This is a genomic window from Virgibacillus sp. (assembly GCF_013393565.1).
In the GTDB taxonomy this organism is placed as follows: Bacteria; Bacillota; Bacilli; order Bacillales; family Amphibacillaceae; genus Virgibacillus; species Virgibacillus dokdonensis.
This window is the reverse complement of sequence record NZ_JABXHF010000095.1, coordinates 1-12,696: the sequence shown is the minus strand read 5'-3', so window position 1 is coordinate 12,696 and position 12,696 is coordinate 1. Positions and strand designations below refer to the sequence as shown.

Genomic DNA, 12,696 nt, shown 5'->3' with positions numbered 1-12,696 from the left:
TAGATCTATTCCGTAAATACATACAGTGTCGCTGTTGCTAATAGTTTAATTGTATAATTTTTCCAAATGGACAGACCACCTTTGTTTAGCCTTTGTCTTTTTGGCAAAAAATCCCGCAAAGATGTTTACTGAATTTTCAAACCATATTTATGCAATGCTAGTGATCAAAAATAGAAAATCAAAAAGCAAAAGCCAATCCAGAAATCATTCAATCGCTCTGTAATCGCCTAGACATTGAACTTGTAGAAACGCCAGATATACAATTAGAAGAAAAATGTAAGCAATGGTATGACCTCTATGACCGTTATGATAAACAAGAAATGATAGGCTATCCTGCGTCACTTTAGCCTTCTCGTTATCTTCACTTGTTAAAGTCATTGCAGAACCACATGCTGTTCTTTTTGCGAGTGATGTTTCACCAATCAGAAAGGAAGTATAAAAGTACCAGTTTTCACCAAACGACATAGTAGTAAAAGTTGTTATGTGCAGATTCAGAGATGGAAGGGAAGATAAAGAAGTATGAGTAAAATGGAGTTATTGTCTCAACCATTAAGTGGTCTAATTACCACACCAATGAAGTTACCACAAAGCCCTGGTGATCCAAGATACGAAATATACACCTCCTCATTAGGGGATCTTAACAGTATAAGATTATTTAAAAATAGAAACTATGGAAATCCTATGAAACTTGATGGCTCAGGGGGAGATACATTAGCTGAAAGATCTAGAGTGAAAGCTATGGCTGAAGCGATAGAAAGATATAGTTCTTGTGTTTACACAAATGATCAATTTATCTATGCATCTGCTAATGAATTGGGTGAGGATGCATTGGACTTGGACAAAATCCCTATATTATCTGAAGCGGAGTACGCTCATCCTAAGTGTCCGATTACAAGACCTGATAAGAATAAAAGAATTCGTTGGGTGAAAGGTATGTCTCTAACACGGAAAAAAGAGGTGTATATCCCAGCAGTTATGGTTTATCTTTATATCCCTTACGTAAATGAAGATGAACAATTTTGGTTGCCAATTTCGACAGGCTGCGCTATCCACAATAATTATGATAAAGCTATTGTTAATGCAATTAATGAAGTCGTGGAACGAGATGCAATATCTTTAACCTGGTTGAACAAGCTAGAATTACCAAAACTAGATGTTAACTCGAATAACCTCCCCGATTGGTGTTTGGATTATTATGAACGTACTAAAAATCAGCCATTTATAAATACTTATTATTTCGATGCAACAACAGATATAGGAATACCGAGTATTTATAGTCTGCAGGTCTCTAAATATAACGAAAAGATGACTTCAATTGTCATGTGTACAACAGAATTAGATCCACTAGTTGCATTTTCAAAAATTACACGCGAGGGTGCATCGGTTAGGATTGCCCTGCAAAATAACGAAAATGGCCAAAAGGATCTAAATAAGTTTTATGATGTCACCGATGGGGCGCTTTATATGGGACATGCAAGTAAGGCCTCCTCATTTAACTTTTTAAAGGAATCTAAAAATATTTCAAAATTTAGTAGTATGAAAGATCTATCTACGGGCTCTGACCAGGGAGACTTGAAAAAGATTGTTTCCTTGTTAGAAGAAAAAGATCATGAAATATTTACTATAGATATAACCTCAGATGAAGCAGAAAGAGTTGGTTTAAAGGCAGTGCGGGCAATTATTCCTTCTTTACAACCTTTATCATTTGCCTACCGAGCTCAATGGAAAGGTACGAAACGTTTATATCAAGCACCAGACAATATGGGATACAAAAGGAGACAGGAATACCAATTAAATAAAGAGCCACAGCCATTTGCATAGGAGGAAAGGTGAATAGATCATGCAGATATTTATTCAAGGTAATTTAGGGAACCAAGTGAAAGAATTACAGAAAGATGACCACAATATTATATTTACCCCAATTCAAAGTGAGAATGATTTGGAGCAATCATATGACCCTTATCAACAGATTTATATAATGATAACCGATAACCCATTAGTAGACTTTGGGAAAACATTAGAAAAGATGGTACTAAAAGATAACAAGATTTTCATTCCTATTATCATTAGCTTTCCATACCTCACCCTAGGACCGTTATCAGTAAAAGGAAGTGAAGGATGCTTCCATTGTTCCATTGACAGGCTTCTTCAACACGATCCCTCACGAAACTTACTTCAAGACACTCACCAACATTATAATTTGGAAGAAAACGAAAATACAGTTGGAATACACCCCGCAGATACCCTAACTATATCAAATTGGATTAATAACTTAAAAGTAGCAAGGGATGAAGTAGTAGAAAATTGGAAAGGTAAAATAAGTCGATTAAATTTATACGATCGTTCATTGGTTTCTTCACAAGTTATTGGAGTAAGTAATTGTGAAATATGCGGAATTAAACAAGATATCAAGAAAAAATCATACGTTAATATGAAGAAATATTTGGAAGAGGGGATATTTCAATTATGAATTACATTGAACATATGACTGGTCAACAGATGGCAATAGCGATGGTAAATGATCCGCAGTTTAAAATGCCTACATATCCTCGAGTTTCTGAAGGCTTTCAGTTTATTAATTTAAATGGTAATCGTCTATTAGTTATTGGAGGACCGGAAAAACAGTTATTTCGAGGGAAATCTATTCATGATATTGTTCCCTATGTCGTAGAAAAATGTGATGGAACAAGGTCCCTACAAGATATTCTTAGTTCCAATGACTATCCCTCAGAAAACATTTTTCAAGTTTTATCATTGTTATATTCAAGAGGGTTATTGCAAGAAGGTGAGAGCCAAGCTGCTAAGATAACGCATCCTTTATATAAGTTCTTTGATACTCAGATAGATGGGACAAGAATAAACAAAAATGTGGAAGAAGCGATTAATAAAGTAATCAATACCAAAGTAATCATTGATTACCGATCAAAAGAAGGAAAAATAGCTTCTAGTATATTGAAGGAATACATGCGTGTCACTGGAATGAATGGAGATGTATCCCATAATCCAAAACAAAAAGACAATAAGGAGGCTCTCATTATAGGAATCTGTACAAGCGATGAGGAAATCCCATATTGGAGTGAGAAGTCACATCAATATTACCAGGAGGAAATTCCATTTTTACTCCTATGGTTTAGAGGGGAGAAGCTCATTGTTGGTCCATACGTAGATAACCCAGAAACGATTTGCTTTGACTGTTTTACTAACCAAATTGAACGGTTAAATCTTTCTGATGTGAAAGAACAAACAAATCGAAACCAATATCATCTCGGGTTTTCGTTAGTTCTTCCCATAATTACCAATATTATTTCTGAGATCAGTATTTTACAGTTAACACAAAACTACGTGGATGTGTTTGATTTAAATACTTTAGATTCACAAACAATACTGTTCACCTTATCAATTAATTGTGATAGCTGTAGGAATCAATCGATAAATCAGAGTACTATGGAAAAGGTGAATTTAGTCTCACAATATGAATCATTGATTGAATTTCCATCAAGGAAATATTTAAATCTCAAATCACATCAGAATCATTACAAAGCAAAAAACTTAAATCTAACAAAAGAATTTAAGGACTATTTTAATTCCCCAAGGATAGATTTAAAAAGATTTGATGTGGAGGATATGGATAGTCCAATTAGGAAAATCATTCGCTTAATGACTTATACGACCGGAATTAAAGAGATTGTACCACATAAGGTGAAAAGGTGGTGCCCAACGGGTGGAAATCTTGGATCGGTTAACTTGTACTTTCTTAATAGAAAGGTTAAACAGCTAGATAAATCGATATATTTCTTTCACCCAATGAGAAATGAATTACAGCAAGTTACAGGTGAATGGAATGATGTTAAACAGTTGTTCAATCAAGAAAGCAATGAGGTAATGGGTTACTTTATCTTAACAGGCCAAGTTCAAAAACTAGCAACTAAATATACCCATTTATCATTCCGTCTGGCGAATTTAGATGCAGGTGTAGCAATGGCGCAATGTCAGATCGTGGCAGAAAAATTAAATTGGAAAACTACCCGAATAAATGGCTTTAACGAGGACCTCATCAGTGAATTATTGTGCCTTTACGATATTGGTGAAATTGTGACCCTAGTAATAGAGATTCGGGAGGGGATCTGAAATGAATCAATTAGTAACAGAAATGGAAATGTTGGAAAAGATGATTTTTCAATCCAAACAAAAAATAATTTCGACTAATATACATCCTCAAGAAATAGAATGGAACCCCAAATTGATTTCCGATGACACCATTTTCGGGAAAAGGGAATCTATCATTCATTATGACTTGAAAAAATATATTAAATATGATGATTTAATAGAAGTTCTTTCTTATACAGATAGATATAGCAACCAGTTCCTGGGCGATTCAAATTTTCAAATAGAACAAATTGTTATTCCAGAAAGAGTTGATGGAATTGTAGGTAACCGACACTTCTATACCTTTGATGCAAAAAATAAGGAATTGCATAATCATTATATTCTACCAGTAACTATCGATAAAAGGGAATTAGTTATACAAGAAGAATTTGCTCAAGCAGGGGTGATTATTTTATTTGTTGCATCCATTGACGAAGCCTTTCAAAAATCAGGTGCTTTAGGTTATAAGAAACTTGTTCAAAATATTGGAGCTATGGGTCATTATACTTGGATGCAGGCGCTCAGTTATGGATATGAAGGATCTGTTTTTGCTGGATTCTTGCAAAAGAGCTTAAGAAAAATAACAGACGTCGATGGATACCAAAAGGCTCAATTATTTGCTATTGCTATTGGATAACCCTTTTATTGAAACGTTAGAGCATAGGGACATTTAAGCCATACTTCCCCTCTAACTTTCATATATATAAGTTAAACATCTATGGATTAACAGATAGATTTTTATTTAGCAGGCTGGAACCCTGTTTAGAATTGGAGGTGTGAAAAATGGAAGAAGACAAAAAGCATGGTCAATTAGAGTTATATGCAGAAGAACTACCAGAAATCACTGAATTTACTACGACTCAAGGAACCTCAACAATGAGTACAGAGTCATCTGCTCTTAGTGCATCTTGCCCGACAAGTACGGGAAGTACTTATACTACAATGAGTAGTTTTAGCTGGTAATCTATCTATCATTTTTTAATTTTAATTAGGGGGTACATTTACATGTCGAATTTAGACAATAAAAGACTAGAGTTAGTGGCCGTTGAAATTGATGAAGATGATTTAAATATTAATTTTGCATGCTGTTGGGGTTCATTTGCATGCTTTACATCTGCTTCTTGTCCTGGAACAACCTTTACATCCGGTTCAACTGCAGCGTGTGCCTGCTAATTATAACGAATGAGGTGAAACCAATGGAAAAAAAGATGGAAATGGAACTCTATGTGGAAGAATTAGAAGAGGAACAGAATTATAGCTCATTAATGTTCAACTGTGTTGCAAGTGGAACTACGTATTCATGTTTCTCTTGTCCAGCAGGGTGTGCTTCTTCTGCCACTTCTTTATCTAGTGCGACATCATAAGTTTTAGTTAATTAAATTAGAAGTGAAGGGATATGCAAATTATTACTATTTCTTTTCACTTCTACTTCCTTTTCTACTTATATATCCAATAATGTAAAGGTGATGAGCGATGAGTGAATTTTTTGAAATGAAATTTTATATGAACGATATGGCTGAAATTGTCACTAACGAAGATAATGAAATCTTTGTTATCCAGAAGGAGCAGAAGAAAAATTTTAAAATAAATGAAGTAACCGCATTCCTACTCAATAAATTAAAACAAAACGGCTTAAATATTGAGCAAATGGTTAGTCATTTAAATAAACAATTTAATGATATCGGAACAATTGAATCAGAGACAGTAGAGGGAATTATTAATAATTTCTATAAAAACGGTATTTTAACTAGTGAAGCAGAAGAAAAGATAGAAAGGAAAATAAGCAACAAGAGAAGCAGGGCAATGTTACGATTTGAATTAAACCCTACTTGGTTGGATGGTGATGTGAAAACAAATCCTAACTTCTTATTTAATGGTAAGAAAAAATTAATATCTTTTATAAGTGTTTATTTTTTTATTGCCATTTTCCTGTACATTTCTACACTAGTTATAACGTCTGATAACCTTAGCTATAGTTACAATACCATGCTATTTATCTTGCCAATTTTTTATGTTCATGTTCTTTTACATGAGATGGCGCATATGTTCGCATGCAAGAAATTAGGTGGGGATATTGATAAAGTTGGAGTAGGTTTACTTTATTACTTTATCCCTGTTGCATTCGTGACCTATAAAAACTCGTATCTATTATCTAAAGTTTCCCGAGCCAAAATTTCCATTGCTGGTCCATTATTCGATTTAACAATGTTAATGATTGTCTCTATGGTTATGCTTTTGACAAATTCGTTTCATCATCTTTTATTTCCATATAGCATTATGGTACTCTCCATGCAATTTTTTAATTTAAATGTTCTAATGCCGAGTGATTTCTATAGATTCTTGGAGAGTTTATCTGGAAATTACAATATAAGAAAAAAAAGTTTTCATTACCTTCTTTCGGTATTCCGCTTGAAAAAATCAGACAATTATCCAAAAGTAAATAAATTAAGTACAAAAATTTTCTACATTACATACTCATTATTCTCTCTCTCTTATATTGGAACTCTCTTAGGAAGCATGGTATATGCCATTTATCACATTATCTAGGGAAGGTGTATTATGTTAACAAAAGGTAAAAATACAATCTCAGAATTGGTGTTAGCACGAGTTTCTGTCAATCAGGTTTCCATGTTGGAGCAGTTCATCTTTAGTGGTTCCAAGGAAATATTACATCAAATCCACATGCTAGAGCAAGAAATTGATAACATAAAAGAAACGGTAAGAGAAACGATATATACTGTTATCCCAACAATTCATGATAAAAAACTATCAGGGAAATTAATCCGTCTAAGACGAAAGATTTTTAATAATAAAGCTATCAATCTCAATGCTGTCAAAAACATAATTAACGCCCTTCCAAATGAGATAACTTTTACTAAAACAATTATGGAACAATGGATTAAAACAGAAGACGCCTTAATTTCTGTGAAAAAAGAATTCCAGCAGCTTTACCAACAGGAAATCACAAAAAATGAAGAGCAATTATGGAATATTTTTCACGATGATAAAAGTGAATTTGCTCGTGGGATGCCCATTGTGAACAGCACGTTTTCTTCCTTTCTTAATAGTCGTAAAAGGAAAGACTATAAGCGACTAGATAGTAATTTCCATAAGTCCATATATTCCTATTTTTTACGAAGTGTGGTGAAAACAAGTCCAATAAGTACCTTTACTCAACTCACTCTATCTGGATTTCATCCCAATGAATGGGATTTTAAGGCGAAGGATATTAATATAAGATGGCTACGGGGGCTTGTTAGTCATTTATTTGAAACGTTAGCCAACAACAAGGAGTTCCTTCCTTTTTTCCAATTTAAAGGCACAGATTCTATTGAAACACAGGATGGGAATCTATTTTATATCCGTGGTAATTATTCTGCTATTAGGGAAGTATTCTCGAAAACGGAGGATGTTTTCTCTTATAATGAGTTTTTAGATATTATACGAACATTGCCAAGCCTTTCTTTCACATATGATCAGCTAGTCGCTCAAATTGATCATCCACACCCAGAGACCATCGCTACATTTCTAATCGATCAAAAACTTATTCGTCCAATTATGCCTTGTTCGTTTCAAGATAATGCCCCATTTAAATCAATTGCGAATTACATTGAAAAAGGTGAATACTTTAAAGTTAATATTCATGGAAGTGTAGCGGAAAAGCTTATCCGACTAGATAAACTTAGAGAAAAGTTGGAAGTAATGAAATCGAAATCTGGTAGAGATGCTCTCATTGAACGGGTGAAACATCAAGTAGAAGAAATTTACTATTCTCTTGAGGTATCCGTTCCCACTTGGCTTCATAATCATGAACTAGTCTATGAAGATAAAAGATTTAAAAAACATGTACCACATTTAGGAGAGTATCTAAAAAATGATTTAATTGAATTGCAACATTCCATTAAACCGTTTATGTACAGACATGCGTTGTATAATAGATTAATTAATAAATTTGAACAATTATATGGAGAAGGTGGAAAGGTTAAAGTCCTAGAATTTTTGTGTACTGTAATTGAGTCGGAAACAGAATATTCTGATCTCATCAAATCAGCTTTAAATGATGATATTCAAAATGTGATGAGGCAGACAAATATCTATGAAGCAAACAAAGGGGAAAGTTCGGCAACCGTGTACTACCAAATAGTAAGTCAATCTCATAAAGAATTATTACAAGGAAATTATTTAATTGTTATTAATAAAGTAACTGATGGTAATGGTTCTATATTCTCTCGATTCAATCCACTATTTGATGAAAATTCTTATAAAAATAAAATCGTGGAATGGATTAAGCAACGTAACGATGGAAAAATATCATACGAATTTTCTGTAGGTGGGGATTGGGCTAACGTACAGGAAAAATATGAAATTCTACCTGACCAACTTAAATGGATTGGAGAATTACCAAATTCCTATGAGGAGCAACATACGAAAATTGGTGTGACGGATTTAAATTTGTCTATAAAAGATGGAAATTTTGTTATTTCAGACATGGTGGGTCGTGAAATAAAGCCAGTTTATTTGGGGTCAGTTCCCGAACATTTATCAGTCGATTTATCCAAATTGTTTTTTACGATAATAAAGCCATGGTATATTCGAACACCTTATGGTTCCAACCCTTTGAATAAACCACAAGTGAAGGACGATGTTACGCATATACCAAGATACCAAAAAGGAAAGATTGTATTTGAGAGAGAAAAGTGGGTAGTGAAAATAGATATCATGAAGGAAATACTGGAACAATACAAAAGAGACGTGCTTTTTCATAAGTTAAATAGTTGGAGAATAATGCATCAGCTACCTGAAGAAGTATTCTTTACATTAGAATCAGATTCCAGCATGGGTACCAAACCAATGTGGTTTCATTTCTTATCTATTCCATGTATCAATTTATTAAAGCGGTCGGTAACCTCGAAATATCAATATATTACGTTTACTGAAGCGTTACCATCTACTAAACAACAATGGTTAGATTACAAAGGGGAAAAGCATGTGAGTGAGTATATGTCACTACTTTCTGTTTGAAAAACAGTATTATTGGAGGGATTGAAATGAGCGAATATTTACAATACAATTGGGTGTATTATAGAATTTATCCAGGCACCTTATCTAAATTAGATAGTGGTGTGGAAAAAATCATTACACCGGCAAAAGCATTTGCTCAAAAACATTTTCAATTGAATCAATGGTTTTTTATAAGATATATGGACACGACAGGTGCACATTTAAGGCTAAGGTTTCATGTAAGGAAGATTGACTTAAAAGATTTTTTAGGAAAAATGAATGAAATACTCAAAGAGGGCTTGCAAGAAATATCTGAGAACGAACCTGTATCTTTAAAACGATTGGTTCCATATTATTCAGGTGAACAAGTAACAAAGCCAAAAATTGAGCAAGATTTATACGAACCGGAACTGAAAAAATATATAAATAGAAAATATTTAAATATTTCAGAAGCACTTTTTGAATCTTCTAGTGAACTTGTATGTTCAGTATGCTCTGAGTTAAATAGAGGGGAAATTAATCGGTATGAGTTAGGTTCATTGATAATGGGTTCTGTTTTTAAATCAATTGGCTTACAATATGGAAAGTTGCAAGCATTTTTACAAAATTACTTTAATTATTGGAGTGGATCTGAAAAAACCTCCTATCAATTGATAAAGATCGCTCAACAGAAGAAAGATATTATGGAATCTATTCTCAGTCAAGATATTCACCAATATGGTAATGATGAGAAGATTTTTAATTACATTTATAAGCTAAAAACAACTTTAGTTGAAGTAAATAAAGAACTTGGGGAGGAATCTTTCAACCATTTACTATTCCATTATACACATATGATGAATAATCGGTTGGGTATTTGGCCGATTGAGGAAGCGTATTTAAGTGCGTTAATGCTCCGGATTTCGCAAGACGTACCTGCACAATAATTGGATATTAGGAGGATTATGACATGACTAGTGTTTCAAAAGAAGAGATTTTACCACACAATCCATTAATGATTGTTGATAGATTAACTAAAACCTATGCCGATAATATGGTGTTAGATAAGCTATCACTGACTATTCATCAGGGAGAAATCCATGGTGTTTTAGGTAGGAATGGGGTAGGTAAAACAACCTTGATTGAATGTATTGTGGGGTTAAGACCTTTTAATCATGGAACCATTAAGATCAAGGGATTGGATATTCTAGCAGATAGAGACAAAATCATTAAACAAGTAGGGATTCAGCCACAAGAGGCTAATCTATTCCCCAGATTATCCATTCATGAAACGATGCAATTATTTGCTAGTTTTTATAGAGATTCGCAATCTTATAAAGAAATTATAGAAATGTTGGATTTAGAAAGGATAAAGAATAAGCGGATTAAGAGTTTGTCTACGGGTCAAAAACAGCGTTTATTAGTAGCTCTTTCCTTAATTGGGGATCCTTCTTTAATCATTTTAGATGAACCAACAACAGGGATAGATCCACAAATAAAACAGTTGATTTGGAAAGTGTTGCAACAAGTTAAAACACATAATAAATCTATATTATTATCGACACATAACATGGAAGAGGCAGAAAAAATATGTGACCGCATTTCAATTCTGCATAATACAAAGATAATCACTACAGGAACGCCGAAGGAAATTATCACTAATCACAGAAAGACAATGAATGATACATTGGAGGATGTGTTTCTAATATTAACTGGTTCATCATTACGAGGGGAGATTGATTAACATGGTGGATAAAGTAGCTGTGAAATATTTAGTTTCAACTGGTGTAAAAGAAATTTACAGGGAACCAAAAATTTTCTTTTTTTCTTTATTATTCCCCTTTTTCTTTTTGGCTATGTTTTGGGGCATGAGTATGGTAATTGATCCCTCCGTAGAGTTAGGATTATCTTTTATTGAGTACTTATTTCCAGGCATTCTAATCTTTGCACTTTTGTCTGTTGGATTCTTGGGTACTTCTGTTCCGTTAATTGAAATGAGGCAGAAAGGGATTTTGAAGTTATTACGCACGACACCACTTGATGAATCTACTTTTATTTTTTCGCAGATTTTAGTTCGTTTTATTTTAGGGATTATGCAAATTCTTATCTTTACCATTTTAGGTTTTATTATGGGATTGGTTAGTTTTGGGAATGTTATTCCGTTTATATTAATTGGATTGTTAGGTTTAGTTATGATCTTAACACTGGGATTTTTGTTTGGGGGGGTATTTAATAATACAGAAATAGCATCGGGTGTATTGAGTTTTGGCATCTTTCCACTCGTGATGCTCAGTGGTGCAATGTTACCATTATATATACTTCCTGATGCATTTGATACTATTTCTTATTTTATCCCATTTACTTATTTAACGGAGCTTTTTCATGAAGTGTTGTTTGATCTGGATGTGAAGTTATCGGTATTCGGAAATATTATTGTCCTCGTTATCATTAGTGCTGTTTTTTTCTTTTTAACAAAATTGACCTTTCGTTGGACTTAATCAGCGAGGGGGAAATATAGAGTATCTTTTGAAGTTGATCGTCGAAAAGACAAGCGTTTAAGTTCATGTAAACTCTTCACTTCTTTCAGCTGCGCAAAAAGCAATAATTTTATAAATGACTCAGTCGTTAAATTTTTTATATAATAATCTAGTAAATATCCGCCGGTAGAACCGGCGGTTTTAATTTCGCCCTATAAGGGCACTTTACCAACACAGCCACTAAAGTTAATTGACCGCCAACCGTTTACTCTCTATTTATTTTTGAATGGATCCACATATTCTCGTTTACTCATGTTGTCTCGTAATCAATCCTCCATTTCTTGTCCCGAATATACTTGACGAATGTTTTTTCATTTAAACCTACCGTACTTACGTAATATCCTTTTGCCCAAAATGTGCAATTACTATGGTTATATTTTTTAGATTTCCATGTCTATCATGGACCGTCAAAGAACTTTTACCTTTTAGATATCCCATGAAATACGATACTGACATCTTTGGTGGTACTTTTTCCTGCCTTTGTATCTCCCTTGTATTCATCGATCGCAATCACCTTTGGCAACTCTTGAACCTCTGACATTTCCTTTACGGCCAAACGGTCAAATCTGCGTATGACGGTCGATACGGAGAAGCCAAACTGCTTGGCTGTTTCCTTAAATGTCTTCGCTTGCACTATCCGAACGGATACCGCCCGATTCCATTCCATAGAAAGCCGTTGATATCGATAAACAAAGGGATTCTGCTCCCAAATCGTTTCCCACACGAACAGACATAGCGGCGTTTTTTGTAGAATAGGTAAGTTAACCGTTCAAACCATTTTAAATGTTTGATCTTTTGGATCCGATAATCATGAACTTTCTTGGTTCTCTTTCCACAGCTGGGACACTTGTGTACCTTGACAGGCATTTCTACATGAAGCGCAATACCACCTTCCATTTCCTCCACTTTTGTAATCCATACATCTTCAAGACCAGGCATTTTTATGGTAAAATTCATTTGCACGCAACTCCAATCTTTTCTTGTTTCTAGTCAATTCAAGTATAAAAGAATTGGATGTTTGCGTGTATATTTT

At 33.9% G+C, this 12,696-nt stretch carries 12 protein-coding genes and 3 pseudogenes; 12 read left to right on the top strand and 3 right to left on the bottom strand.

Annotated features, from left to right (window positions below):
* The first annotated feature begins 519 nt into the window (after positions 1 to 519).
* The 12 genes from HLX49_RS15830 (at position 520) to HLX49_RS15775 (ending at position 11,624) form a co-directional block, all read left to right on the top strand.
* Positions 520 to 1,821, top strand: a complete 1,302-nt coding sequence (locus HLX49_RS15830; RefSeq protein WP_296363106.1) for a YcaO-like family protein — start codon at positions 520 to 522, stop codon at positions 1,819 to 1,821.
* Between the two features lie 19 nt (positions 1,822 to 1,840).
* A complete protein-coding gene (locus HLX49_RS15825) occupies positions 1,841 to 2,470 on the top strand; it encodes a hypothetical protein (protein WP_296363104.1) in 630 nt (209 codons plus the stop codon).
* The gene (locus HLX49_RS15820; RefSeq protein ID WP_296363102.1) at positions 2,467 to 4,128 is read left to right on the top strand and encodes a nitroreductase family protein; all 1,662 of its coding nucleotides are present in this window, start codon (positions 2,467 to 2,469) and stop codon (positions 4,126 to 4,128) included. Before HLX49_RS15825 ends, HLX49_RS15820 begins: the two co-directional genes overlap by 4 nt.
* Before the next feature lies 1 nt (position 4,129).
* A complete protein-coding gene (locus HLX49_RS15815) occupies positions 4,130 to 4,783 on the top strand; it encodes a nitroreductase family protein (protein ID WP_296363100.1) in 654 nt (217 codons plus the stop codon).
* A gap of 146 nt (positions 4,784 to 4,929) precedes the next feature.
* Positions 4,930 to 5,109: a thiocillin family RiPP gene (locus tag HLX49_RS15810; RefSeq protein WP_296363098.1), complete on the top strand. Its 180-nt coding sequence runs from the start codon at positions 4,930 to 4,932 to the stop codon at positions 5,107 to 5,109.
* A gap of 42 nt (positions 5,110 to 5,151) precedes the next feature.
* On the top strand, positions 5,152 to 5,319 hold the full coding sequence (locus HLX49_RS15805; RefSeq protein ID WP_296363096.1) for a thiocillin family RiPP: 168 nt from the start codon (positions 5,152 to 5,154) through the stop codon (positions 5,317 to 5,319).
* 23 nt (positions 5,320 to 5,342) lie between these two features.
* Positions 5,343 to 5,510, top strand: coding sequence for a hypothetical protein (locus tag HLX49_RS15800; protein ID WP_296363094.1), 168 nt, complete (start codon positions 5,343 to 5,345; stop codon positions 5,508 to 5,510).
* Between the two features lie 109 nt (positions 5,511 to 5,619).
* On the top strand, positions 5,620 to 6,693 hold the full coding sequence (locus HLX49_RS15795; protein WP_296363092.1) for a site-2 protease family protein: 1,074 nt from the start codon (positions 5,620 to 5,622) through the stop codon (positions 6,691 to 6,693).
* A gap of 12 nt (positions 6,694 to 6,705) precedes the next feature.
* Positions 6,706 to 9,168, top strand: a complete 2,463-nt coding sequence (locus tag HLX49_RS15790; RefSeq protein WP_296363090.1) for a lantibiotic dehydratase — start codon at positions 6,706 to 6,708, stop codon at positions 9,166 to 9,168.
* A gap of 26 nt (positions 9,169 to 9,194) precedes the next feature.
* Complete coding sequence (locus HLX49_RS15785; RefSeq protein ID WP_296363088.1) at positions 9,195 to 10,073, top strand: lantibiotic dehydratase C-terminal domain-containing protein; 879 nt, start codon at positions 9,195 to 9,197, stop codon at positions 10,071 to 10,073.
* A gap of 23 nt (positions 10,074 to 10,096) precedes the next feature.
* Entirely contained in the window at positions 10,097 to 10,870 is a 774-nt protein-coding gene (locus tag HLX49_RS15780; RefSeq protein ID WP_296363086.1) for an ABC transporter ATP-binding protein, read from the top strand.
* Between the two features lies 1 nt (position 10,871).
* Positions 10,872 to 11,624, top strand: coding sequence for an ABC transporter permease (locus tag HLX49_RS15775; RefSeq protein ID WP_296363081.1), 753 nt, complete (start codon positions 10,872 to 10,874; stop codon positions 11,622 to 11,624).
* A 25-nt stretch (positions 11,625 to 11,649) separates the two neighbouring features.
* On the opposite strand, the pseudogene HLX49_RS15770 reads toward HLX49_RS15775, so the two are convergent.
* The 3 pseudogenes from HLX49_RS15770 to HLX49_RS15760 form a co-directional block, all read right to left on the bottom strand.
* Positions 11,650 to 11,776 (bottom strand): annotated as a pseudogene (locus HLX49_RS15770) (DUF4372 domain-containing protein); the annotation flags it as partial.
* A 153-nt stretch (positions 11,777 to 11,929) separates the two neighbouring features.
* Positions 11,930 to 12,134: pseudogene (locus HLX49_RS15765) on the bottom strand (transposase); the annotation flags it as partial.
* Positions 12,133 to 12,620: pseudogene (locus tag HLX49_RS15760) on the bottom strand (transposase family protein); the annotation flags it as partial. The pseudogenes HLX49_RS15765 and HLX49_RS15760, both read right to left, overlap by 2 nt.
* Positions 12,621 to 12,696: the final 76 nt, after the last annotated feature.

Coding starts and splice junctions, on each gene's coding strand:
- HLX49_RS15830 (WP_296363106.1), top strand. CDS start 520: ATGAGTAAAATGGAGTTATTGTCTCAACCATTAAGTGGTCTAATTACC.
- HLX49_RS15825 (WP_296363104.1), top strand. CDS start 1,841: ATGCAGATATTTATTCAAGGTAATTTAGGGAACCAAGTGAAAGAATTA.
- HLX49_RS15820 (WP_296363102.1), top strand. CDS start 2,467: ATGAATTACATTGAACATATGACTGGTCAACAGATGGCAATAGCGATG.
- HLX49_RS15815 (WP_296363100.1), top strand. CDS start 4,130: ATGAATCAATTAGTAACAGAAATGGAAATGTTGGAAAAGATGATTTTT.
- HLX49_RS15810 (WP_296363098.1), top strand. CDS start 4,930: ATGGAAGAAGACAAAAAGCATGGTCAATTAGAGTTATATGCAGAAGAA.
- HLX49_RS15805 (WP_296363096.1), top strand. CDS start 5,152: ATGTCGAATTTAGACAATAAAAGACTAGAGTTAGTGGCCGTTGAAATT.
- HLX49_RS15800 (WP_296363094.1), top strand. CDS start 5,343: ATGGAAAAAAAGATGGAAATGGAACTCTATGTGGAAGAATTAGAAGAG.
- HLX49_RS15795 (WP_296363092.1), top strand. CDS start 5,620: ATGAGTGAATTTTTTGAAATGAAATTTTATATGAACGATATGGCTGAA.
- HLX49_RS15790 (WP_296363090.1), top strand. CDS start 6,706: ATGTTAACAAAAGGTAAAAATACAATCTCAGAATTGGTGTTAGCACGA.
- HLX49_RS15785 (WP_296363088.1), top strand. CDS start 9,195: ATGAGCGAATATTTACAATACAATTGGGTGTATTATAGAATTTATCCA.
- HLX49_RS15780 (WP_296363086.1), top strand. CDS start 10,097: ATGACTAGTGTTTCAAAAGAAGAGATTTTACCACACAATCCATTAATG.
- HLX49_RS15775 (WP_296363081.1), top strand. CDS start 10,872: ATGGTGGATAAAGTAGCTGTGAAATATTTAGTTTCAACTGGTGTAAAA.